General features: G+C 38.6%; 19 protein-coding genes and 2 tRNA genes. 14 read left to right on the top strand and 7 right to left on the bottom strand.

Going from position 1 to position 23,852, the window contains the following annotated elements:
- Positions 1–184: 184 nt before the first annotated feature.
- From lipA to B806_RS0109810, 3 genes are all read left to right on the top strand, one after another.
- A complete protein-coding gene (gene lipA / locus B806_RS0109820; protein WP_002118167.1) occupies positions 185–1,198 on the top strand; it encodes a lipoyl synthase in 1,014 nt (337 codons plus the stop codon).
- Positions 1,199–1,477: 279 nt separating this feature from the next.
- Positions 1,478–3,940 carry an acyl-CoA dehydrogenase gene (locus B806_RS0109815; protein ID WP_017402966.1) on the top strand — a complete coding sequence of 821 codons (2,463 nt, stop codon included), beginning with the start codon at positions 1,478–1,480 and terminating at the stop codon, positions 3,938–3,940.
- Positions 3,941–4,046: 106 nt separating this feature from the next.
- A complete protein-coding gene (locus B806_RS0109810; protein WP_000043120.1) occupies positions 4,047–4,430 on the top strand; it encodes a carboxymuconolactone decarboxylase family protein in 384 nt (127 codons plus the stop codon).
- Between the two features lie 37 nt (positions 4,431–4,467).
- Here B806_RS0109810 and B806_RS0109805 read toward each other — a convergent pair whose 3' ends face one another.
- Positions 4,468–5,004: a cysteine peptidase family C39 domain-containing protein gene (locus tag B806_RS0109805; RefSeq protein ID WP_017386551.1), complete on the bottom strand. Its 537-nt coding sequence runs from the start codon at positions 5,002–5,004 to the stop codon at positions 4,468–4,470.
- Between the two features lie 221 nt (positions 5,005–5,225).
- On the opposite strand from B806_RS0109805, the gene ahcY reads away from it, so the two are divergent.
- The 6 genes from ahcY to B806_RS0109770 all read left to right on the top strand — a co-directional run bounded on the left by ahcY (position 5,226) and on the right by B806_RS0109770 (position 15,079).
- Positions 5,226–6,608: an adenosylhomocysteinase gene (ahcY, locus tag B806_RS0109800; RefSeq protein WP_016145934.1), complete on the top strand. Its 1,383-nt coding sequence runs from the start codon at positions 5,226–5,228 to the stop codon at positions 6,606–6,608.
- Between the two features lie 70 nt (positions 6,609–6,678).
- Positions 6,679–7,515 carry a methylenetetrahydrofolate reductase [NAD(P)H] gene (gene metF / locus B806_RS0109795; protein WP_017386552.1) on the top strand — a complete coding sequence of 279 codons (837 nt, stop codon included), beginning with the start codon at positions 6,679–6,681 and terminating at the stop codon, positions 7,513–7,515.
- 18 nt (positions 7,516–7,533) lie between these two features.
- Positions 7,534–8,256: a 16S rRNA (uracil(1498)-N(3))-methyltransferase gene (locus B806_RS0109790; protein WP_014207254.1), complete on the top strand. Its 723-nt coding sequence runs from the start codon at positions 7,534–7,536 to the stop codon at positions 8,254–8,256.
- Between the two features lie 134 nt (positions 8,257–8,390).
- Positions 8,391–11,243, top strand: a complete 2,853-nt coding sequence (locus tag B806_RS0109785) for a GGDEF domain-containing phosphodiesterase (protein WP_017402965.1) — start codon at positions 8,391–8,393, stop codon at positions 11,241–11,243.
- Positions 11,244–11,478: 235 nt separating this feature from the next.
- The gene (locus B806_RS0109775) at positions 11,479–13,749 is read left to right on the top strand and encodes an NADP-dependent malic enzyme (protein WP_017386554.1); all 2,271 of its coding nucleotides are present in this window, start codon (positions 11,479–11,481) and stop codon (positions 13,747–13,749) included.
- A gap of 91 nt (positions 13,750–13,840) precedes the next feature.
- The gene (locus B806_RS0109770) at positions 13,841–15,079 is read left to right on the top strand and encodes a multifunctional CCA addition/repair protein (protein ID WP_017402964.1); all 1,239 of its coding nucleotides are present in this window, start codon (positions 13,841–13,843) and stop codon (positions 15,077–15,079) included.
- A gap of 42 nt (positions 15,080–15,121) precedes the next feature.
- Here the strand turns inward: B806_RS0109770 and B806_RS0109765 are convergent, their stop codons facing one another.
- Positions 15,122–16,297, bottom strand: a complete 1,176-nt coding sequence (locus B806_RS0109765) for a trypsin-like peptidase domain-containing protein (protein ID WP_005068179.1) — start codon at positions 16,295–16,297, stop codon at positions 15,122–15,124.
- A 194-nt stretch (positions 16,298–16,491) separates the two neighbouring features.
- Here B806_RS0109765 and B806_RS0109760 point away from each other — a divergent pair, with 194 nt between their 5' ends.
- From B806_RS0109760 to B806_RS0109740, 5 genes are all read left to right on the top strand, one after another.
- Entirely contained in the window at positions 16,492–17,250 is a 759-nt protein-coding gene (locus tag B806_RS0109760; protein WP_017386556.1) for a Nif3-like dinuclear metal center hexameric protein, read from the top strand.
- Between the two features lie 145 nt (positions 17,251–17,395).
- Positions 17,396–18,022: a superoxide dismutase gene (locus B806_RS0109755; RefSeq protein WP_000208083.1), complete on the top strand. Its 627-nt coding sequence runs from the start codon at positions 17,396–17,398 to the stop codon at positions 18,020–18,022.
- Between the two features lie 146 nt (positions 18,023–18,168).
- A tRNA-Asn gene (locus B806_RS0109750) sits at positions 18,169–18,244 on the top strand.
- An 8-nt stretch (positions 18,245–18,252) separates the two neighbouring features.
- Positions 18,253–18,328 (top strand) — tRNA-Asn (locus B806_RS0109745).
- A 56-nt stretch (positions 18,329–18,384) separates the two neighbouring features.
- Positions 18,385–18,828 carry a DUF2726 domain-containing protein gene (locus tag B806_RS0109740; RefSeq protein ID WP_005068176.1) on the top strand — a complete coding sequence of 148 codons (444 nt, stop codon included), beginning with the start codon at positions 18,385–18,387 and terminating at the stop codon, positions 18,826–18,828.
- 4 nt (positions 18,829–18,832) lie between these two features.
- Here the strand turns inward: B806_RS0109740 and B806_RS0109735 are convergent, their stop codons facing one another.
- The 5 genes from B806_RS0109735 to glnA all read right to left on the bottom strand — a co-directional run bounded on the left by B806_RS0109735 (position 18,833) and on the right by glnA (position 23,479).
- Entirely contained in the window at positions 18,833–19,033 is a 201-nt protein-coding gene (locus B806_RS0109735; RefSeq protein WP_025466688.1) for a hypothetical protein, read from the bottom strand.
- 103 nt (positions 19,034–19,136) lie between these two features.
- Positions 19,137–20,444 (bottom strand): lipase family protein, encoded by a 1,308-nt coding sequence (locus tag B806_RS0109730; RefSeq protein ID WP_017402962.1) that lies wholly within the window; start codon positions 20,442–20,444, stop codon positions 19,137–19,139.
- Positions 20,445–20,553: 109 nt separating this feature from the next.
- Positions 20,554–21,432, bottom strand: coding sequence for a 4-hydroxybenzoate octaprenyltransferase (gene ubiA, locus B806_RS0109725; protein WP_017386559.1), 879 nt, complete (start codon positions 21,430–21,432; stop codon positions 20,554–20,556).
- Positions 21,429–21,938, bottom strand: coding sequence for a chorismate lyase (locus B806_RS0109720; protein WP_001231788.1), 510 nt, complete (start codon positions 21,936–21,938; stop codon positions 21,429–21,431). The genes ubiA and B806_RS0109720 overlap by 4 nt, the downstream gene beginning before the upstream one ends.
- A gap of 125 nt (positions 21,939–22,063) precedes the next feature.
- Complete coding sequence (glnA, locus tag B806_RS0109715) at positions 22,064–23,479, bottom strand: type I glutamate--ammonia ligase (protein WP_002052696.1); 1,416 nt, start codon at positions 23,477–23,479, stop codon at positions 22,064–22,066.
- Positions 23,480–23,852 lie beyond the last annotated feature (373 nt).

The raw sequence follows: 23,852 nt of genomic DNA, 5'->3' as shown, positions 1-23,852 counted from the left end.
CCTCACTTGAATGACCATATTTTATAATAAATTATGGCTAATATGCGGTGAATTTATGTATTTCTCAACCCTATATTTCTGAATAACCACATTTATTATATGAATAGTTATTTTCCGCTATTAACTGCAGAAGTTCGCTATAATACAATGTCAATGTCTCTATAAACGAGTGGAAAAGTTAAATATGTCAGAACACCGTAAACCTGAACAGGGTGTAAAACTTCGTGGCGCAGAAAAAGTCGCAAGAATTCCTGTAAAAGTTGTACCTACGGTTGAAGTGCCGCGTAAACCTGACTGGATTCGTGTCAAGATGACGGCACCAGAAGAAGTTCAGCGTATTAAAACCACTTTACGTGCTCAAAAACTCCATACCGTTTGTGAAGAAGCTGCTTGTCCAAACCTACCAGAATGTTTTGGTGGTGGTACAGCAACATTCATGATCATGGGTGATATTTGTACACGTCGTTGCCCTTTCTGTGATGTAGCACATGGCCGTCCAAATGCACTCGATGCAGATGAACCTCGTCACATGGCAGAGACAATTGCTAATCTTAAACTCAAGTATGCAGTAATTACTTCGGTTGACCGTGATGACTTGCTTGACGGCGGTGCACAACACTTTGTGGACTGTATCAAAGAAGCTCGTGCACTAAGCCCAAATACATTGCTTGAGATTTTAGTACCAGATTTCCGTGGACGTATGGATATTGCTTTACGCATTATGACTGAATGTCCGCCAGATGTATTTAACCACAACATTGAGACTGTGCCACGTCTCTATAAAGCAATGCGCCCAGGTTCAGACTATCAACATTCTTTAAACTTATTAAAAATGTTTAAAGAATATTGCCCTGATATCCCAACAAAATGTGGTTTGATGGTGGGTATTGGTGAAACTGAAGAAGAAGTTATTGCATTGCTTGATGACTTGCGCGCTCACGATGTTGACTATGTGACTATTGGTCAATACTTACAACCTTCTAAACAACACGCGCCAATTGACCGCTTTGTAACGCCAGAAGAGTTCGAACGTTATGCAGAGCATGGCCGTAAACTTGGCTTTAGAAATATTTGGTCTGCACCAATGGTTCGTTCAAGTTACTTTGCTGATCGTCAATACCACGGTGAACCAGTACCAGAAGTTCGTCGCAAAGTAGATCCAGCTAAAAAAATCGCTGTTCAAGTTGTCGAAGCTTAAAAATTAAATATCTATAAAAGCCCTCTACGTTAGAGGGCTTTTTATTTGTATAAGAAAATCAATAACATTTCTTGACAAATCGATAAAACAACCCATTACACTTTCACTTAAAAATATCTTATACCTAAAAGTACGATATATCCCTGCTCTAGCATATACATCAATTGCGACATAAAAAATTAAATTTAAACAGCATTAAAAATTAGCTAGTTAAGCCTTAAATCTCTCCTCGCTTTTTTGTAACTTCTAACTTGAGGGCTTATCTAGCAAGGAGCAAGTATGATTTTCCTACTCTTTGTTTTAAGCGTTGTCATTCAGCTTTTTGCAATATGGGCAATTTTCTTTTTTAATCTAAACAGAACCATTGGTAGTGTTATTACGATTGCTGTAGCCATACTTACTGCACTCATACTAACGCCATGGGCTCTCCTTTTAGGTATTCCCCTTATTGTCCTTAGTATCATTATTTTATTTGCACCATTACGCTTTAATCTGATTACTCAACCTGCATATAAAACATTAGCAAACTCAATGCCGAGCATCAGTACGACTGAACAAGAGGCTTTAGAGGCAGGTACCAGTTGGTGGGAAAAAGAATTATTTATGGGGGCACCCGATTGGTCTCAATTTGAAAAATATCCCTACCCAACCTTGTCAGCAGAAGAACAAAGTTTTATCGACAATGAAGTTGAGCTCCTTTGTAGCATGTTAGATGAATGGGAGATTCATCATCACTTAAAAGATCTACCACCTGAAGTTTGGCAATTTATTAAAGACAAAGGTTTTTTAGGCCTCATTATTCCAAAGTCCTTTGGTGGCAAAGAATTTAGCTCATTTGCCCAAAGCCGTATTATGAGCAAAATTGCTTCCCGCTCACTCACCACAGCTGTGAGTTGTATGGTTCCAAACTCGTTAGGACCGGGTGAGCTACTCATGCACTATGGTACAGATGCACAAAAACAGCAGTATTTACCGGGCCTTGCTAAAGGTGAAGAGATCCCATGCTTTGGTTTAACCAGCCCAGAAGCAGGTTCAGATGCAGGCGCCATTCCAGATTCAGGTGTTGTTTGCTACGGTGAATATGAAGGTGCTCAAGTCCTTGGACTTCGCATGAATTTCTCTAAACGCTGGATTACGCTTGCGCCAATTGCCACCGTTGTTGGTCTAGCCTTTAAACTTTATGACCCAGAAGGCCTACTGGGAGATAAAAACAAAACAGAATACGGTATTACTTGTGCCTTAATTCCTGCAAGTCATACGGGTGTAAAAATAGGAGCACGCCATTATCCTGGTTCACCATTTATGAATGGAACAGTAGAAGGAGAAGATGTTTTTATTCCTATTGACTGGATTATTGGTGGTCAAGAAAATGCCGGAAAAGGCTGGCGAATGCTCATGGAATGTTTAGGTGTAGGCCGTGGTATTTCCCTTCCAGCTCTAGCAACAGCCGCAGGTGAAATGAGTTATTTAACCGTTGGTGCTTTTGCGAAAATTCGCCAGCAATTTAATATTTCTGTCGGTAAATTTGAAGGCGTACAAGAAGCAACCAGTGAAATTGCCAGCGATGCCTATATGCTTGAAGCATTCCGTTATTTAGTGACATGTGGCTTAAACCAAGGTGGAACACCTGCCGTGATGACTGCCATGGCAAAATATTATGCAACTGAAACGATGCGTAAAGTTGTCAATCACGGAATGGATATTGCTGGAGGACGTGCAATTCAACTTGGGCCACGTAATTTCCTTGCCCTTACCTATCAAGCAATTCCAATTGCTATTACGGTAGAAGGCGCAAATATTTTGACCCGTTCATTGATGATTTTTGGTCAAGGCTCAATGCGTTGTCATCCTTATCTATTTGAAGAGTTACAACTCCTTCAATCTGAAGATAAAAATAACTCAGTCAAAAAATTCGATGATTTGTTATTTAAACATTTAGCCTATACCTTTAACCGTGGTGCAAGATCATTTGCCTACGGTTGGACAGGTGGCTCAAGTGATGCGCCTCAGTCAGCAGATCAATTCACTGCAAGTTACTATAAAACGATTAATCGTTTTAGTGCCAACTTCGCACTTGTTTCAGATATGTCACTTGGCCTACTTGCAGGCGACTTAAAACGCAAAGAAATGTTATCAGGCCGCTTGGCAGATATTCACGCGCACCTCTTTATTTCTACTGCGATTTTAAAATTTTATGAAGCTGGGCAAAAAACTGAAGCTGAACAACTTCACGCTAAATTAGCACTACAAAAAGCTTTCTTGAATATTCAGGAAGCATTTTGGGGATTATTTGAAAACTTCCCAGCTAGACTTCCAGCAGCATTTGTCAAATGGATCTGTTTCCCTTTTGGTCGTGTTATTTCAAAACCAGATGATGAGTTAAAACAAGAAGTCGCTGAACTTATGATGCAAGAGCATCCTTTCAGAGAACAGCTTAAGCATCACGTATTTTATTCAACCAAAGCCGATGATGTAACTGGTCGTTTAGAGCATGCTTTCCAAATTCTACGAACACTTGAACCACTTTGGGATAAGTTTAAAAAAGCTGAATCTAAAGGCAAATTTACAGGACTTACTTTCGAAGAGAATATTGCACAAGCGATAAAAGAAGGCTTTATTTCTGAAAGCGAAGCTCAACAATTATTGCAATACAACGCAATTCGATTCGATAGCATGCTTACCGATGTTTTTGATGAAGATTTAAATAAAGATCTTCCTTTTTCGAACCCTCATCAAATTTAGTGACTGATGCCTCCACTAATTCACTATTGCAATCACACTTGATTCGCATTAATTAATAAACAGCCATAAAAGCGTCAATTGACGCTTTTATTTTTAGGAGAAATTAATGTCTAAGCAAGATTACGAAAATGGATTAAAAGTACGCACAGAAGTGATGGGAGAAGCTTTTGTAAAACGTGCCCAAGAAAATACCGTACCCTTTACCCAGCCTTTACAAGACTGGATTAATGAACATGCATGGGGATCGACTTGGCAGCGTGAAGGTGTGCTACCTCGTAAATATCGTTCATTAATTACTTTGGCAATGCTCACGGCACTTAAATCACCAACTGAACTCAAAGGCCATGTTCGTGGTGCACTCAACAATGGTTGTACAGTTGAAGAGATTCAAGAAACTTTATTGCACAGCTTGCCATATTGCGGTGCCCCTGCTACACAAGAAGCTTTTCGTGCTGCTTTAGAAGTCATTCAAGAATATCAACAAAAATAACTTCAATATGAGCCAGCACTCTACTGGCTCTTCTTATCTAATTCAATTTGGATGATTGCATCTGAAAATTACGATCATTAATCACAATAGCCTGACGGCAAATCCCCTCTACTTGACGCTGCTTTTCAAAAACTGCCGCTGACATCGGTTCAAAACTATCAAAAAAGCAGATTTCATTTTGATCTATAGAATAAGTGAGCGACTGATTTCCAACACCTTCTAAAGTATCGTAGTACACAATCACCATTTTTCCGTTTTGAATTGCAGCTTGAATATCTTGATAGCTCAGCGCTGGTCCAGTTGGAATTTTTAATACCTTTGCTTCTTTATAGCTCATGCGTTCGCTTTGGCTAATGCTAGGATCCTCATCTGAATGAAATGACACTTCAAATCCTAGTTTCTTTAAAGCAACAGCTAAGGCAATAGTATAGGTGCCTCCTTCATCGTGTCGGCAAACATTAATCAGCTCAACCACATCAATTTGTACTCCATGATGCTGAAGTAACATCCAAACTGCAAAAACGCCACAGTTTGACTCTAGGCTTGCCAACGACTCGGGAATATTTAATGCCATAATTAGAATCTAAAGTGATAATTACGCAGATAATAAACAAAACTGGATTGGCACTAAAAGCTTTTCCAAGTACAATGTTTCGCTAGTCGAGGGATGCTGCGACAATTGATCGGCACTAAAGATCAATTTGCCAGGCTCGACGATCGGTTAAACAGTCGTTTTAACCAACAACGGCATCCGCGAACAGAATGATCAATACTATTTTTTCCTAGGAGATCCTGATGAACGCGGTTAATGCTTCATTTACAGATTACAAAGTTGCTGATATTTCTCTTGCTGACTACGGCCGTAAAGAAATCAAACTTGCTGAAGCAGAAATGCCAGCTTTGATCGGCTTACGTAAACGCTATGCAGCTTCTAAACCACTTGCTGGCGCAAAAATTCTTGGTTGTATTCACATGACCATTCAAACAGCGGTTCTTATTGAAACGCTTGTTGAATTAGGTGCTGAAGTACGCTGGACATCATGTAACATTTTCTCAACTCAAGACCACGCTGCTGCTGCAATTGCTGCTCGCGGTATTCCAGTTTTTGCTTGGAAAGGTGAAACTGAAGAAGAATACGTATGGTGTTTAGAGCAACAGATCAATGTAAATGGCCAACCTTGGGATGCCAACATGATCTTGGACGATGGCGGTGATTTAACTGCTCTTGTTCATGAAAAATATCCTGCGCTTTTAGAACGTATTCACGGTATTACCGAAGAAACTACAACAGGTGTTCAACGTCTTATCGAAATGTGGAAAGACGGTTCTTTGAAAGTTCCTGCAATTAACGTAAATGACTCGGTTACTAAATCTAAAAACGACAACAAATATGGTTGCCGTCACTCATTAAATGACGCAATCAAACGTGCAACTGACATGCTTTTGTCTGGCCGTCGCGCACTTGTAGTGGGTTATGGTGACGTAGGTAAAGGTTCTGCTCAATCTTTACGTCAAGAAGGCATGATCGTTCGTGTAACTGAAGTTGACCCAATTTGTGCAATGCAAGCATGTATGGACGGCTATGAAGTTGTATCTCCATACAAAAACGGCGTACAAACAGGCAAAAAAGAAGATATTAACCACGACTTACTTGGAAATACTGACCTTGTTGTAACCACTACTGGTAACTACCACGTGTGCGATGCAGCAATGTTAGACAGCTTAAAAGCTGGTGCAGTTGTATGTAACATCGGTCACTTCGACACAGAAATTGATACAGCTTATTTACGTGGTTACAAGTGGGTTGAAGTTAAGCCACAAGTTCACCAAGTTTATCGTTCAGAAGATGAAAATAACTACCTTATCCTTCTTTCTGAAGGTCGCCTTGTAAACCTAGGTAATGCAACTGGTCACCCATCACGTGTAATGGATGGCTCTTTTGCTAACCAAGTTTTAGGTCAAATTCACTTATTCCAAGAGAAATTTGCTGATCTTCCTGCAAATGAAAAAGCTGCAAAAATTCGTGTAGAAGTTCTTCCTAAGAAACTTGACGAAGAAGTTGCTGCTGCAATGGTTGCAGGTTTCGGTGGTGTACTTACCCAGTTAACTCAAGAGCAAGCCGATTATTTAGGCGTAGCTGTTGAGGGACCATTCAAGTCTGACGCTTACAAATACTAAGAACTTAAGGGCAGACGGTGAACCGACTGCCCTTTTTTCTAAAATGTTTCGCTGTTTACAAGGATTTGACATGACTAAACGTACACCTATTTCTTTTGAGTTTTTTCCACCAAAAACTGATGCTGGTGCTGAAAAACTTCGTATTGTTCACCAAGAATTACAACTTCTAAACCCTGAGTTTTTCTCAATTACTTATGGGGCTGGTGGTTCTACTCGCGAACGTACTCTTGCTGCTATTGATGATTTCAATGGTAAAGGTACACCAGTTGCACCTCACCTTTCTTGTATTGGTGATGATAAAGCTCGTATTGCTGAGTTACTGGATTTATATAAAGCTCAAGGTATTAACCGTATTGTTGCTTTACGCGGTGATTTACCTTCTGGTCAGGTTGGACTTGGGGAACTTCCTTACGCGCAGGATTTAGTACGTTTTATTCGTGAGCACTCAGGTGACCATTTTCATATTGAAGTTGCAGCTTATCCAGAAATGCATCCTCAAGCTGAAAACCTTGATTCAGATATTCAACGTTTTATTGAAAAAGTACAAGCTGGTGCCAATGCAGGAATTACTCAATTCTTCTTTAATCCAGATTCGTACTTTTATTTTATAGAGCGTTTAGAGCAAGCTGGAATTAACATTCCGGTGGCTCCAGGAATCATGCCTATTACCAATGCAAGCAACTTAATTCGCTTTGCAGACGGTACGGGTGCTGAAATTCCTCGCTGGATCCGTAAGCAATTACAAGCCTATGGTGATGACAGTGAAAGTATCAAAGCTTTCGGTCATGAAGTTGTTGTTAAGCTATGCGAACGCCTTATTGCAGGTGGCGCACCAAGCTTACACTTCTATTCAATGAATCAAGTCGAACCAACTCGTCAACTTGTTGTTGATCTTGGTTTAAATTAATTTTGTAAGGCGTACCCAATGAACCGTTTTTTTATCGAAACTGAACTTACAGTTGGTTCAACAATTCAACTGACAGAATCAGTATTCCATCATTGGGTACGCGTTTTACGTGCACAACTACAAGAACAAGCGACTCTATTTAATGGACAAGGTGGTGAATATCTCGCGACTTTGTCCGAAATTAATAAAAAAAATGCGTTTGTCACCATTGAGAATTTTAACCCTGCAAACCGTGATGCCCCTTTTAAAGCTGTTTTAGGTCAAGTCATGAGTAAAGGCGATCGAATGGATTATGCCATTCAGAAAGCCACTGAATTAGGTGTAAGCCAGATTCAATTGCTAACAAGTGAGCGTTGTGAAATGCGCTTAAAATACGATCGAGATCAAAAAAAATTAGATCACTGGCAAGCTGTTGCAATTGCAGCATGTGAACAATGTGGCTTGAACTTGGTTCCAGAAGTACTAGCGCCTATTTCTCTTCATGAATGGTTAAGTTCTTCTGAGCTTCCTCAATCTAAATTTGTTTTAGCGCCAGAAAAAGAACAAAAAGATGTATTGGCGGGGATACAGCCTGAACTTGCCTTATTGATTGGCCCAGAAGGTGGACTAAGTGAAAATGAAATTACCCAAGCCAATCAAGCTGGATTTATGAACTGGTGTATTGGTGACCGAGTTTTGCGTACAGAAACTGCCCCTGTTGTTGCCTTGTCTATTTTAAATTATCGATTTTTATCCACCTAAGTTCTCTGCACATTGATTAAATCATTATTTAAAGTTAACTTACTTTTATTGTATGAATAAAATTTCAAACTCTTTTTCACTGATAAATCAGATTCTTTCTGTATATATGTAAAAAAATAGGATAGAAAAATCTTATGTCTGGGCTTCAGGAAGAATATCTACAGCATCAAACAAAAATTGAACAGCTGAAACTTTCAACTCAATATATCCGCTGGTATTTAATTAGCCTGATATTACTGTGCCTCATTTCATATGGTATTTTTTCTTACTATTTTTCATCTACAATAACAATATTTAGCTGGTCTATTGGCCTTACCGTCGTCGCTCTTGTCTGCTTATTATTTATTCCAAATATTTTAACCCACTATCGCACGATTGATTTTACAAAAAAAGCTGATCGTGTCTTACAAAGTATTTGTTTATTCTCAGGAATTTTAATTGGAATAAATGTCACAATTATTCATTTCTATCTACCTCCTGACTTAATTGCACTACCAGATGCTCATATTTTAATTGCTTTATTTATTACTTCGGCTCATATCATCGGTCTTACTTTTTTAACCCAACAACCCCGATATTTTTATCTCTTATTTATTCCTAGCACCTTCCCTCTACTAATTGCTCAATTCACACATAATCCAATTACTCAGCTACCTTTTTATTTCGCCTATAACCTCACCTTTGTGGCAACTGTGCTTTGTGCATATGCAACTCAACGCAATTACCAAAAGATCTCTCAATTATTATTAAAAAACAAACAGCTTGTTCAAATTTCAGACCAGCATACCCAATGGGCTGAAGAATTATGTGTACAACTCCAACAAGAAGTGAATAAGTCCAAAGATATTGAAGCCCAGCTTCAATTTAATAATCATTTACTTGAGCAAAAAGTACGAGAACGTACCTATGATCTCACAAAAATGAATGAGCAACTCGAAAGCCATCACTATAATTTAGCTTTTGCACATGAAACTGCGGGTATTCGACCTTGGGATTGGGATATTGAAAGTCAAAGATTAGAAATTACGTTTTTCGATCAACAAAAACAAACTCAAACCGCCATTATTCATCTCAATACCATATTAGATCGTATACACCCAAGCGATAAAAAACTTTTTAACGAACGTTTAAAACAACATTTGGAAGGCGTTACAGATCATTTTAATATCACCTTTCGAATTTTACGTCGAGATGGTTCTTGGAGATGGATTCATGATGTAGGCCGTGTCATCACTAGAGATCCAAAGACACAAAAAGCGCTTCGTATGGTAGGAATGACCCGCGATATACATCAAGAGAAGAAGGATCAAGAACATCTAAGGCTATCTGCAATTGTGCTCGAGCAAGCTGCGGAAGGAATATTTATTTTAGATGAGCACCTAAACTATATTGATGTAAATCCCTACTATGAAAAATTAACCGGATTTTCTAAGTCAGAAATTCTGAATAAAGAACTATTTAGCATTACAATTAATCAAAAAGAATTGCAACAACAGTTTCATACATCAATAACGCAACAACTTCTGGAGACAGGAGAATATATGGGCCAGTTTGATGAAATGTTCAGTTCTGGTAAAAGCGTATATTTATGGTTGCATATCAATGTGGTCAAAGATGAATTCAATCAAATTACCAATTATATTGGATTTGCACGTGACCTCACTGAGCAAAAGCGCCAAGAGCAACATCTATCTTACTTAAAAAACTACGATAGCCTCACCCACCTGCCTAACCGCCTTTACTACTACAATCAATTACACCAATATCTTGTAAACCCTTCATATAACATTAAAAATTTAGCTTTAATACGGGTAAATATTGACCGCTTCCGAGCTTTCAATGAATTTTTAAATAATGATAGTGGTGATGAATTACTTAAACAGTTCGCACAAAGATTACGCTTAATCAATATCAATGCGATTTTAGTTGCCTATTTAAATAGTGATGATTTCGCAATCATTTATGAGATTTCGCCAATTCATCCAAATGTTGAGCAATATTGCCAAAATATTTTACAAGCACTCAATGCACCTTTTTACATTGATAATCACGAATATTTTATTACCGCATCTATCGGTGTTGCATGTTTTCCTGAACATGGCAGACAAATTGATCATCTCAACAATCATGCAGAGCAAGCACTTTCCGAGGCAAAACGTTTAGGTGGTAATACAATTTGCTATTACTGCAATAAAACAAATCACTCATATAAAACTGCCGATTTAGAGCAAGAGCTACGTAAAGCCATTCAAAATGATGAATTTGTCATTTATTACCAGCCCAAAATTAATCTACACGATCAATCAATTATTGGTTTTGAAGCACTCATTCGTTGGCAGCATTCTGAAAAAGGATTAATCCTGCCAAATATGTTTATACCTTTTGCTGAGCGTAGTAGCCTGATCTCAGATATTGGGAAAGTTGTTTTAGATAAAGTTGGAAAGCAACTCCAAGAGTGGAAAAATGCTGGTTATATCAATATTCAAGTCTCTGTAAATATCGTCGCTCAACAAATACATCGAGGCTTATTACTCAATGACTTAGATGAGGTTTTGCAAAAATATAATATTCAAGGTTCAGATCTCGAACTTGAAATTACAGAGTCAGCCCTTTTAGATAATACTGCCAATGTAAAAACACTATTACATGCGATAAAACAACGAGATATCTCAATTGCTTTAGATGACTTTGGTACGGGTTATTCCTCTTTAGCCTATTTGACAGAGTACCCAATTGACGTATTAAAAATTGATCGTGCTTTTATTTCTAAAATTGGTGACCATAAACAAGAAGCAATTGTAAATGCAATGATCGCGATGGGTAAAAGTATGGGACTTAAACTGGTTGCTGAAGGTGTAGAAACAAAAGAACAAGTCACCTATCTACAAAAACAACAATGTGATTTTTTACAAGGCTATTTCTTTAGTCGTCCTATTCCTGCCGAGCAGATTATTCCTTATCTACAAACAAATCCGCATATTTCTTAATTGTTCCAATCATCTATTTTACCTATGCTGCTTTTTCCAAAAATGAGCGTTTTTGACTGTGAGAAATAAAGAAGTAGTGTTATATTCTTTAGCATTTAGCTCACCACGGGGCTATTGGCAATTCGTCTACTATTCTCTTAATTGGTAAAAATTAAAGCGTAGTTAAGAAGTGAGTTGCCTCTCCCTAAATGAGCAATTTGACTAGTTTGCTTTTTTGTATCAAATAGAGACTCAGATGGACGATCAATCTTTAAAACAGGCCGCTTTAAATTACCATGAATATCCAAACCCAGGGAAAATCAGCGTCACCCCAAGTAAGCAACTTGTCAACCAACGAGATTTGGCTCTAGCCTACTCACCAGGAGTTGCTGCGCCATGTTTAGAGATTGAACGTGATCCATCTGCTGCTGCTAAATATACAGCTCGCGGAAACTTGGTTGCCGTAGTCAGTAACGGTACAGCTGTTCTTGGTTTAGGTAATATTGGCCCATTAGCTTCTAAACCTGTAATGGAAGGTAAAGGCGTTCTCTTCAAAAAGTTTGCTGGTGTTGACGTATTTGACATCGAAATTGCAGAAAACGATCCAGATAAAATTGTAGATATTGTTGCCTCTCTTGAGCCAACTTTCGGTGGTATCAACCTCGAAGATATTAAAGCGCCAGAATGTTTCTATATCGAAAAGAAACTTCGCGAACGCATGAAAATTCCTGTATTCCATGACGATCAACACGGTACAAGTATCATTGTAGGTTCAGCTTTGCTTAATGCATTGCAACTTGTAAATAAGAAAATTGATGAAATCAAAATTGTAGCTTCAGGCGCAGGCGCTGCTGCCCTTTCTTGTTTAGATTTACTTTGTGCTTTAGGCGTAAATAAAGAAAATATTATTGTTGCCGATTCTCGCGGTCTACTCACTACTTCACGTGAAGGCTTGGATGAATCGAAAAAACGTTATATTCAAGATATCAAAGCAACTCAGTTACATGAAGTAATGGCTGATGCTGATATGTTCTTGGGTCTTTCTGCTGCTGGTATTCTCACCAAAGAAATGGTGAAACAGATGGCTGAGAACCCTATTATTTTTGCTTTAGCAAACCCAGATCCAGAAATTTTACCTGAACATGCACATGAAGTACGTCCTGATGTAATCATGGCAACTGGTCGTTCTGACTATCCAAACCAAGTAAACAACGCGTTATGTTTCCCTTACATTTTCCGTGGTGCGCTTGACGTTGGTGCAACAACGATTAATGAAGACATGAAAATTGCATGTGTACATGCAATTGCACGTATGGCACACGTAGAAGCAGATGCAGCAACTTATGGCGAAAAATCTGCTTCATTTGGCCGTGACTATTTAATTCCACGCCCACTTGACCAACGTTTAATTTTAGAAATTGCTCCTGCTGTTGCTAAAGCTGCAATGGACTCAGGTGTCGCAACTCGTCCAATCGAAGATTTCTCTGCATACCGTCAAAAATTATCTGAGTTTGTTTATAACTCTGCATTCTTGATGAAACCGATTTTTGCTCAAGCAAAAACTGATCCTAAACGCATCGCATACGCTGAAGGTGAAGATGAGCGCGTATTACGTGCAGTGCAAATCGCAGTTGATGAAGATTTAGCTAAACCAATTTTAGTAGGTCGTACTGCTGTAATTGAAGCTAATATCAAAAAATTAGGCTTACGTTTACAACATGGCGTAAACATTGAGATTGTAGATCAAGAACAAAACCCGATGTATGAAGAGTTTTGGAAAGACTACTATCAAACAATGCAACGCAAAGGCATTACTGTTGAATATGCTCAACGTGAAGCTCGTCGCCGTTCAACTTTAATTGCATCTCTACTGGTTAAATTCGGTAAAGCAGACGGTATGTTATGTGGTACTTACAGTAGCTATAACATTCACCTTGACTTTGTACGCAATGTCATCGGTCTAAAAGAAGGTATGAACAACTTCTTCACGCTAAATGCATTAATGCTTGAAGATCGTAACTTGTTTATTGCTGATACGTACGTAAATACAAACCCGACTGCTGAACAACTTGCTGAAATGACTATTTTAGCAGCTGAAGAAGTACGTCGTTTTGGTATTACTCCGCGTGTAGCTCTACTTTCTCATTCAAGTTTTGGTAGTGACCAGACTGACTCTAGTGCTCAAAAAATGCGTGAAGTTTATCGTATTTTATCTGAGCAAGCTCCTGAGCTTGAAGTTGAAGGTGAAATGCATGGTGATGCAGCATTAGACGAAAACATTCGTCAATTTGCATTCCCTGGCTCACGTTTCAAAGGTTCGGCAAACTTGCTCATTATGCCAAACCTAGATGCAGCAAATATTTCGTTTAACTTGTTGAAAGCGACTTCTGGTAACAACGTTACTATTGGTCCAATTTTACTTGGGGCAGCAAAACCTGTTCATATTTTAACGCCGACAGCAACGACTCGTCGTCTTATCAATATGACTGCTTTAACTGTTGCTGAAATCCAACAACAAGAAAAGTAATTTAGAAACTGCTTTTTACGAAAAGCATCTCTAATGACTTGAGAAAACCTCTATTCTGTAGCATGATTGCTTGAAGAATAGAGGTTTTTTCATGCAAGTGTATTTAGTAGGCGGTGCCGTCCGTGATTTTTTACTTGGGCATCCCTATCAAGAAAAAGATTATGTTGTTGTCGGTGCAACGCCGGAACACATGCTCGCCCAAGGTTTTCAACCTGTAGGCAAAGATTTTCCTGTGTTTCTTCATCCCGAAACGAAAGAAGAATATGCACTTGCACGTACTGAAAGAAAATCTGGTAAAGGCTACCACGGCTTTCAATTTTTTACCGATACCACAGTAAGTTTAGAAGAGGATTTAATCCGCCGTGATTTAACGATCAATGCCATAGCAATGGATCAAGATGGCAAATTATACGATCCATATGGCGGTCAAACAGATTTAGAAAATAAAACTTTGCGTCATGTTTCAGAAGCTTTTGCTGAAGATCCTTTACGTGTTTTACGTGTTGCACGCTTTGCGGCTCGCTATTCTTCATATGGTTTTCAGATTGCGCCAGAGACAATCCAGCTTATGCAAACCATGGCCGAATCAGGTGAGCTTGATGCCTTAACACCAGAACGTGTATGGAAAGAGACTTCTCGCGCACTTTTAGAAGATCATGCGGATGTTTATTTTCAGACATTGCGTGACTGTGGGGCGTTGAAACATCTTTTCCCTGAAATTGACGCATTATTTGGTGTACCACAGCGCCCTGAATATCATCCAGAAGTGGACTGCGGTATACATACCTTAATGTCGTTACAGCAAGCTTGTAAATCAAACTATTCGCTTGATGTTCGATTTGCTGTTTTAGTACATGATTTGGGTAAAGCATTAACTCCAGCTAACGAACTCCCTCGTCATATCATGCATGAAGAACGTGGAGTGAAACCCGTTACCGAATTATGTGAACGTTTAAAAGTTCCAACTCAAACTCGACAGTTGGCATTATCAGTGTGTAAAGAACATCTAAAATGTCATCAAATTATGTCGTTAAAACCAGGAACTGTATGGCGTCTATTACAGCGTCTAGATGTGTTACGACGTCCTGAGAGAGTTGAAGCTTTTGTACAAGCATGTGAATGTGATGCTAAAGGAAGATTAGGTTTAGAAGACCGACCTTATCCACAAGCTCAGTACATGTTGGATGCGATGCAAATCGTTCGCTCTATTAAAGTTCAGGATTTACCTGAAAACATTAAAGGTGCTGAGATTGGTGAAATGCTCATTCAGTACCGTATTGATGCTTTAACTGAGTTCAAACATCAGCATCAAGCACTATCTCATACTTAATTAACACCAAGAAAAAAGCCTCATTACGAGGCTTTTTTATCTTTACTGTTTAGGCAGCGGTATAAATTGTGATTGAGTATTTTGGTTTTTTCTTTCCCCTACTGTCACCACAAAGTTTTGTTGCTTCCCATCTCGCTCAACCATTACATTAATTTCGCTGTTAGGCGCTTGTAATGCAACATAATTAATCAAATGAGATGCTGAAGTGATTTGTTGATTATTCACCTGAATAATTTTATCACCAATCTTAATACCTGCTGATGCAGCTGGACCATTTTTCAAGACATCTGCAACCACCACCCCAATTTGCTGTTTTGGTGCCAATACATCTTCTTGGGTAGGTGGTACTAAACTAATACCTAACCATCCACGAACTACACGACCATCTTTCAATATTGAGTTTAGTACTTGTTGGCAAACTTTAGCAGGAATTGCAAAACCAATTCCTAAAGATCCACCTGACTGAGAGAAAATAGCAGTATTTACCCCGATTAAATTCCCAGCCACATCAATTAATGCTCCACCAGAGTTACCTGGATTAATTGCGGCGTCTGTTTGAATAAAGTCTTCATAGGTATTAATGCCTAAATCAGAGCGTTCAGTCGCAGAAATAATACCTTGAGTTACCGTTTGGCCTACGCCAAATGGGTTACCAATAGCCAAGACAACATCACCTACTTCATTACCACTCAGTTTAAATGGCAATACCGGTAATTTATCTAAATCGATTTTAATTACGGCTAAATCGGTATCAGGGTCAGTTCCAACAATCGTTGCTTCTGCACGACGACCATCATGTAATGCAACTACAATCTGATCAGCTTGAGCAATCACATGATTATTCGTCAGAATATAACCATCAGCTCGTACAATAACCCCAGAGCCTAAGCTATTTTCATTTTGCTGTTGTTGTTCAGGAACCTGATTTCCAAAAAATTCGCGGAATACTGGATCACTTAATAATGGATGATTTTGTTTAACTTTCTGGGTCGTAAAAATATTAACAACTGCTGGCGCTGCAACTTTTACTGCAGCGCTATAAGATACCACCCCGCCCGCTCTCGAAGTATCAACGAGTGGTTCAACTTTCTCAGCAGGCATTTGCACCCCATCAACTGCAACAGTTGGTTTCGGCTGATGGTATTTTTGCCATGCAATAAAACTGGCAATTACAATAATAAGTAACACCCAAGGTAACCATGTAAAGGTGCGGCGCACGTTCATATCCTCTACGCAAAGAAGTTTTTAATTAAATTAATATATTGAACAAAAAGAGTTTTCAGTTAAGCATTTTAAATTAAATATGTCGATATACATAAAAAAGTCAAAAAAGATTTGTCTAGCTTTAGTTACACAACAAAATATGTTTCTATAGCTTTAGCAATTATTTACTACTCAATTCAGGAAATATCATGGCAAATTTGCATGAAATTATTCAGTGGTGCGACCAAACCTTAAAAGCGGCAGAATTTAAAGATTACGCACCAAATGGCCTGCAAATTGAAGGTTCAACTGAAGTAAAACGTATCGTTTGTGCGGTTACTGCTTCCGAAGATGCGATTGATGCAACAATTGCTCAAAATGCAGATTTATTACTCGTACATCATGGTTATTTTTGGAAGGGTGAACCGTATCCAATTACTGGAATGCGAGGCAACCGCATTAAAAAACTCATTCAAAATAATATTTCATTAGTCGCTTATCATCTACCTTTAGATGCACACCTAACTTTGGGCAACAATGTAGCGATTGCAGAAAAACTAAACTTGAAGAATTTAGAACCACTCGATTTAACCGAGAAACATCCGATTGGTAATATTGGTTATTTAGAGCAAGCAGTTTCTGTAGATGAGTTTAAAGCACAGCTTCAAAACAGTTTTGATTTTAAAGTGATTCATTTACCAGCAGAAAAGCAAAGCATTCAAAAAGTAGGCTTCTGTACAGGCGGCGCTCAAGATTTTATTGCTAAAGCTGCTTTGCAAAATTGTGATGCTTATATTTCAGGTGAAGTCAGTGAACGAACTTTTTATGAAGCAAAAGAATTAGGGGTTCACTATTTCGCCTGTGGTCACCATGCTACTGAGCGTTATGGAGTTCAGCGTTTGGCACAAGCGATCTCAAAACAGTTTTCAATTGAAGCTGAATATTTTGAATTGAATAATCCGATTTAATTAAGTCTTTTTTTCAATCTGTGTTATGCGTATTAATTAGATCTTTATTGTGTATAGTTCTTTAAAACGATGCCCTATTGTTACCAGAATCATTTACAATAGAGCCACTTAATTGTATAACCCAGCAAATGCAAGGAATAGGAACATGACAACCATTACTTTACCTGCACTTCCATATGGCTATGATGATTTAGCGCCACATATTAGTAAAGAAACTTTAGAATACCATCACGATAAACACCACAATACCTATGTTGTTAACTTAAACAACTTAATCAAAGGAACTGACCTTGAAGGTAAAACTTTAGAAGAAATCATTAAAGCGACTGCTGGTGATGCATCTAAAGCTGGTATTTTCAACAATGCTGCTCAAGTTTGGAATCACACTTTCTACTGGAACAGCATGAAGCCAAATGGTGGTGGTAAGCCTACTGGCGCAATCGCTGCTAAAATTGACGAAGCTTTTGGTAGCTACGAAAAGTTTGCAGAAGAATTTACTGCTGCTGCAACAACTCAATTTGGTTCAGGTTGGGCTTGGTTAGTTGCTGATGAAGTAAATGGTAAATTATCTATTACTAAAACTTCTAATGCAGACACTCCACTTGCACATGGTCAAATTGCTGTTTTAACAATTGACGTATGGGAACATGCTTACTACATCGATTTCCGTAACTTACGTCCTAAATACATCGCAACTTTCTTAGAAAGCCTTGTGAACTGGGACTATGCAAATGCAAAACTTGCAGGTCAACCAGCTGGCGTAGAGAAATAATTTTATTTCTTTATAAAAAACCACCCTATTTTGGGTGGTTTTTTTATTTTTAATACAACAAAAGCATATTAATCAAGCAAACGATTCATTTTCTTTAATATTCTTATTGACGCTTTTAGATTTCATCCATAAAATGCGCATCAGATTCTCCAATAGCTCAGTCGGTAGAGCGACGGACTGTTAATCCGCAGGTCCCTGGTTCGAGCCCAGGTTGGAGAGCCATCTACTAATCTCCCATAGCTCAGTCGGTAGAGCGACGGACTGTTAATCCGCAGGTCCCTGGTTCGAGCCCAGGTGGGAGAGCCAAGATTCTTAAAAACCCACTCATCATGAGTGGGTTTTTATTTGTATGATGCCTTCACATGTTCGAATCGAGTCACTTATTTTTTATTGTTTTAGGTTGCGTAAGTACCTGTATTTTTCTTCTTGTTTGTTTACGCCCTTATTTATTTCCAAAACAAAAATTCTTTGCTCGCCCTGTCATTACAAACTTTGAAACTCAAATGTTTATACGCTTAAAACAAAGTTTTCCCAATTATCATGTGTTAGCACAAGTGGCTTTTAGCGCTTTAATTACCAGTAATGACTATAAAATTCGTAGTCAGTTCAATCGTAAAGTTACTGACTTTGTGGTGCTCAACGACAAGATGGAAGTCATGGCCATTATTGAGCTAGATGACCCTACCCATCTTGAAAAAGTAGAAGAAGACCGTATTCGTGATCAAATGCTCACTGAAGCAGGCTACCTTGTAAAGCGTTACACAAATATTCCTACTGTACGCCAATTACAAAAGGATATTCATTAACAAGCTATTTTGTTTCAGAGTTTGCAGCTTCTTTCTCAGCTATTCTTTTTGCCATCTCTAAACGCTGCTGTTCATATTGTTTTTTATTCTTAGCATCACTTTTTGCAGCCAAGAAAAGTATTCCAATAATTATTAAAGGAATAAGTAAACCTAACCCCATTAATAACCAAGGAACAGATTTTTTTTCAACAGGTTGCTGGCTCATAAGTTTTTCAAACTCAAATAGTATCAAATCAAACTGTGTAACAATATAACAAAAAAGGCCCTTTTCAGGACCTTTTTAATTTGAAGATTTTAAATACAAAAAATTATTGTGCTACTCCAGTACATTCAACATTCTTACTAGCATCTATTACTGATGGATCAAGCACTATATTTGTTTTAGCTGGCATCTTAGATTGTACAAATTGATAGATTTCAGCATTTCTACATACAATCGCTTGAGTATGAGCGGCGCCTACAACAGGAACAAATGTCACATCAGTTCCCATTTTTTTAAGCCCTTCTTGTAAGGCATTAGTAATAGGATATGGTACAGCCATATCAGCAGTACCTTGAACAATCATGACTGGTGAATTAATTTTTTTGGTAGCAGGTTGATTATCTACCAAGAATTTTTGCACCGTTGGATTCTCCTGGAAATTACCAGCTAGGCCTGGATAATCTAGAACTGTTTTACCAGTATTAGTCGCAAGAAAATCTCGAATATCATCAGCAAATTTATTATGCAAATCAGTTAAACAGACTCCATTTTCACCCGTAGTGCCTTCTGCAAACTCAGCTATACTCTGAGAACGTTGTTGGAAAATTTCACGATAATTAAATTTAGGTTCATAAGCAGTAATACCCACTGTGGTATATGCAGCATATGCGAGTAGCTCAGCATACACTTCTACAGCCGTACCCACAGGTGCAGTACCAGCCTGCTCTTTCTGAAGAATATCTCTAATTGCTTGCGGAGCAACTTTAGAAATAATATCGCCAAGGCTAGAAGCTGGTGCTGTTGCAACCGCTCCTTTGTAGTTACTGTCGTTATTAGCAAATTCAGCTGTTCCTAATGAAGCATGACCTCCTTGAGATTGTCCAATCGACATCCATGAACTATTCAATTGACTACCGTAATGATCTTTAGCAGCTTTAACTGCTGCAATTGCAGATTTAGCCTCACTTCCCAAATTAAGGTATGGATGCATGCCTCTAGTACCTAAACCTTCATAGTCAGGTGCCACAATCACATATCCAGCAGCTAATAAAGTATCAGCTAAAATTTTGAAGCGTGGATTAATCGTATTATTACTTGGTGCACAACTATCCCCTACTCCTACAGTGCCGTGCTCCCATACCACTACGCGATAACCATCCTTTGGTTGAGCAACTTTCGGGAACATGACTAAAGCGGTTGCTTCAGCTGTTTTCCCTTGTACATTCACCATGTTATAAGTCATTACTTTTATAGATGAAGCGCCACTTAAGGTATCCTTAGAATAGGCTTTTTCAGAAACATAAGTTTTATCGGGATTAACACCAATATAGTCATCATCATCGTCATTACATGCTGTAAGAAATAATGCTGAAATTGATAATGTTATAGCTAAAGCAATTTTTGACCGTTTCATAGAATATCCTTTTTATGTGTTATTTATTCCGCATATTTTTATGCACAAATATTAAGACATAAAAAAAGTGCTCTGCATAGAACACTTTTCAACCTCACGGTCATTTTTACTATATGAAATTTAAAAATATTCCTAGAAAAATGATTAATCCAACCCAGCGATTGTGACGAAATGCCCAAAAACATACTTGAGGGTTGCGGTCTTTGATTTTAATTGTTTGATATACAAAATCAAAGGCCACTACAACTAAAGCAATAATTGCCCATGGGAATAAGATATTTTCTAAATATAATGCAGTACCAATTAAAATAAGACTAGTTGCTTGTAAAAGAGCAATAATCTGGATGTCATATCGGCCAAAAAGAATAGCTGTAGATTTCACGCCAATCTTTAAATCATATTCACGATCTGTAATTGCATATTGAGTGTCAAAAGCCACTGTCCATGCCAAATTACCAAAATAAATTAGCCAACACGTTATATCTAAAGGCTTACCCATTGCAGTAAATGACATTGGAATCCCCCAAGAAAATGCCATACCTAACACTACTTGCGGTAAATGGGTATAACGTTTCATAAAAGGATATATAAATGCTAACGCCAAGCCCCCTAATGCACAGTAGAACGTCGCGATAGGTAAAAAGAACAGCGTACAAGCACTGGCAAATACTAATGCTAAAAATACATATACCGCTTCTCTTGGACTAATTACCCCTGTTGCCAAAGGGCGCGTTTTTGTACGCTCTACATGTCCATCTACTTTACGATCAGCAAAATCATTAATCGCACAGCCAGCGGCACGCATAAAAATTGTACCGAATACCATCGCCAAAAGAATATGTAGAGGTGGCATTCCCTCTGCTGCAATCCAAAGTGCCCACATGGTTGGCCAAAACACCAGTTCTGTTCCAACAGGCTTATCAAATCGACATAGATAATAATAAGCTTCTAAACGCTGACGCCATGTTGTGCCTGTTGCAGTCGTCATAGTAATTCCTTGTCGTGCTGCTGATTTAAAAAAGCTTCAAAAGCCGGTAAGAATGTTTCTTGGACGATAAATTTACATCCATGCCAAGTATAGCAACTTTGTCGCGTCCAGCCTTCTGGCAAACGAATGACACGACGGTCACAAAGCGGAGTTGTTCTTTGAAATAGAAAAAAGCCAATCGGTTTAGAACCGATGTGCTGAAATATACGCGCTTTTTTTTGTAAACTTTGAATTGGAAAAATACTTTTTGCTTTCACCCACGGCTCTGCTTCACAGCCATATAAGTAGGTTTCCCTTACCCATGAAGTATGAGCATGAGACATGTTCATCCATTGGCTATCTACAAACGTTAAACGCTGAAAGTGTTCTTTAAAGGGCCTCACACTAAACTGGCCGCCACCGAGCTCAGTTAATTGTTGAGTCAGAGAACCAGAAGCATACAACCATGTTTTCAACTCAGGATTTAAAGCCTTTTCCTGTTTAAGTACTGGTTGTCGTTTACGCATAATCTGCTCACATGAAAACTCGCACTTAGTTTACTCCAATTTTTTGATAAAAAACGTAGAGAATTCAATCAACATTCCAGGCAATAAAAAAGCCTGCATATGCAGGCTTTTTTACGAAATACGTATTACAAGCTGTAGTACATATCGAATTCAACTGGATGAGTAGTCGTGTTAAGACGACGTACATCTTCAGTTTTAAGTTCGATGTATGCATCAAGCATTTCTTTAGTGAATACGCCGCCTTTTAACAAGAATTCGTGATCTGCTTGAAGTGCTTCAAGAGCCATATCTAAGCTATGAGCAACTGTTGGGATTTTTGCTTCTTCTTCTGGAGGAAGATCATACAAGTTCTTATCAGCAGCTTCGCCCGGATGGATCTTGTTTTGGATACCGTCGATACCAGCCATTAACAATGCAGCGAAACCTAAGTACGGGTTCATCATTGGGTCTGGGAAACGAGCTTCGATACGCTTACCTTTAGGGCTAGAAACGTATGGAATACGGATAGAAGCAGAACGGTTACGTGCTGAGTAAGCAAGCATGATTGGTGCTTCGAAGTGAGGAACCAAACGCTTGTATGAGTTTGTAGATGGGTTTGTGATTGCATTCAATGCACGAGCGTGCTTGATGATACCACCGATGAAATACAATGCCATTTCTGAAAGGCCTGCATATTCATCACCAGCAAACAAGTTTTTGCCATCTTTAGAGATAGACATGTGAACGTGCATACCAGAACCGTTATCACCTACCATTGGTTTAGGCATAAACGTAGCTGTTTTTGCATATTGATGTGCAACGTTCCAAACAGCATATTTGAACTGTTGAACTTCATCAGCTTTACGTACAAGTGTATTGAAGCTCACACCAATTTCTAACTGGCAAGAAGCAACTTCGTGGTGATGTACTTCTACACGACCTGGACCCATGATGTCTTCGATTTTTGCACACATTTCTGCACGCATATCTTGTGAAGAATCAACTGGAGGAACTGGGAAGTAACCGCCTTTAACACGTGGACGGTGACCAGAGTTACCAGACTCGTAATCTTTACCAGTAGACCAAGCAGCTTCTTCAGCGATTAATGTATGACGAGCGCCAGACATATCGATGTCCCACTTCACTTCGTCAAATACAAAGAATTCTGGTTCTGGACCAAAGAATGCAGTATCACCGATACCTGTAGATTTTAAGTATTCTTCTGCACGGCGAGCAATCGAACGCGGGTCACGCTCATAACCTTGACCAGTTGAAGGTTCAATAACGTCACAAGTCACAACTACAGTTGGTTCAGCAAAGAACGGGTCGATAAAACCAGTTTCCGCATCTGGACGTAAAATCATGTCAGATGCTTCAATGCCTTTCCAACCAGCGATTGAAGAACCATCAAACATTTTACCGTCTTCAAAAGTATCTTCATCAATAGAATCAGCTGGGTAAGTTACGTGCTGCTCTTTACCCTTAGTATCAGTAAAGCGAAAATCGACCCATTTTGCGCCACTTTCTTGTATGAGTTGAAGGACCTTGTTCGCCATGCTCATTTTGCTCCAATGAAATTTTGTTGCACTTGTTAAGTGCGTGTTAGTTGCTGGTATTTATATAGCAATTCTCATACCAACTTTATAAGACTTACCTAAAACATTGAATTGCTTATAACTATCCATGATTTAGGCCCCTTGTCTTGAACCCATTATACTGTTTGCATAGTTAAATGCACCATATTCAGACATTTTCAAATTATGGCATACAAGAATAGCTCGCAATCGCCCTAATTTGGTGCAAAATTGTTGCGCTAATATGAATCACCGCATCAATATCTAACAGTAATTTGTGATCATAATACTTTCTTATATAGAAATCTGACTTTCTTACTGTAATCCTTAAAAATAATAATCTATTCCCGATAGAACTATT

It is taken from the genome of Acinetobacter sp. TG2027, from assembly GCF_000302435.1.
In the GTDB taxonomy this organism is placed as follows: domain Bacteria; phylum Pseudomonadota; class Gammaproteobacteria; order Pseudomonadales; family Moraxellaceae; genus Acinetobacter; species Acinetobacter pittii.
This window is presented reverse-complemented; position numbering and strand designations above follow the sequence as displayed.

Bases quoted from the DNA above. Each gene is read 5' to 3' on its own strand.
- B806_RS0109785 (WP_017402965.1), top strand. From the start codon at position 8,391: ATGTCTGGGCTTCAGGAAGAATATCTACAGCATCAAACAAAAATTGAA.
- B806_RS0109735 (WP_025466688.1), bottom strand. From the start codon at position 19,033: ATGAGCCAGCAACCTGTTGAAAAAAAATCTGTTCCTTGGTTATTAATG.
- B806_RS0109810 (WP_000043120.1), top strand. From the start codon at position 4,047: ATGTCTAAGCAAGATTACGAAAATGGATTAAAAGTACGCACAGAAGTG.
- B806_RS0109770 (WP_017402964.1), top strand. From the start codon at position 13,841: ATGCAAGTGTATTTAGTAGGCGGTGCCGTCCGTGATTTTTTACTTGGG.
- ahcY (WP_016145934.1), top strand. From the start codon at position 5,226: ATGAACGCGGTTAATGCTTCATTTACAGATTACAAAGTTGCTGATATT.
- B806_RS0109720 (WP_001231788.1), bottom strand. From the start codon at position 21,938: ATGCGTAAACGACAACCAGTACTTAAACAGGAAAAGGCTTTAAATCCT.
- B806_RS0109740 (WP_005068176.1), top strand. From the start codon at position 18,385: ATGTTCGAATCGAGTCACTTATTTTTTATTGTTTTAGGTTGCGTAAGT.
- ubiA (WP_017386559.1), bottom strand. From the start codon at position 21,432: ATGACGACTGCAACAGGCACAACATGGCGTCAGCGTTTAGAAGCTTAT.
- B806_RS0109755 (WP_000208083.1), top strand. From the start codon at position 17,396: ATGACAACCATTACTTTACCTGCACTTCCATATGGCTATGATGATTTA.
- B806_RS0109775 (WP_017386554.1), top strand. From the start codon at position 11,479: ATGGACGATCAATCTTTAAAACAGGCCGCTTTAAATTACCATGAATAT.
- B806_RS0109790 (WP_014207254.1), top strand. From the start codon at position 7,534: ATGAACCGTTTTTTTATCGAAACTGAACTTACAGTTGGTTCAACAATT.
- glnA (WP_002052696.1), bottom strand. From the start codon at position 23,479: ATGAGCATGGCGAACAAGGTCCTTCAACTCATACAAGAAAGTGGCGCA.
- B806_RS0109760 (WP_017386556.1), top strand. From the start codon at position 16,492: ATGGCAAATTTGCATGAAATTATTCAGTGGTGCGACCAAACCTTAAAA.
- lipA (WP_002118167.1), top strand. From the start codon at position 185: ATGTCAGAACACCGTAAACCTGAACAGGGTGTAAAACTTCGTGGCGCA.
- B806_RS0109730 (WP_017402962.1), bottom strand. From the start codon at position 20,444: ATGAAACGGTCAAAAATTGCTTTAGCTATAACATTATCAATTTCAGCA.
- B806_RS0109815 (WP_017402966.1), top strand. From the start codon at position 1,478: ATGATTTTCCTACTCTTTGTTTTAAGCGTTGTCATTCAGCTTTTTGCA.
- B806_RS0109805 (WP_017386551.1), bottom strand. From the start codon at position 5,004: ATGGCATTAAATATTCCCGAGTCGTTGGCAAGCCTAGAGTCAAACTGT.
- metF (WP_017386552.1), top strand. From the start codon at position 6,679: ATGACTAAACGTACACCTATTTCTTTTGAGTTTTTTCCACCAAAAACT.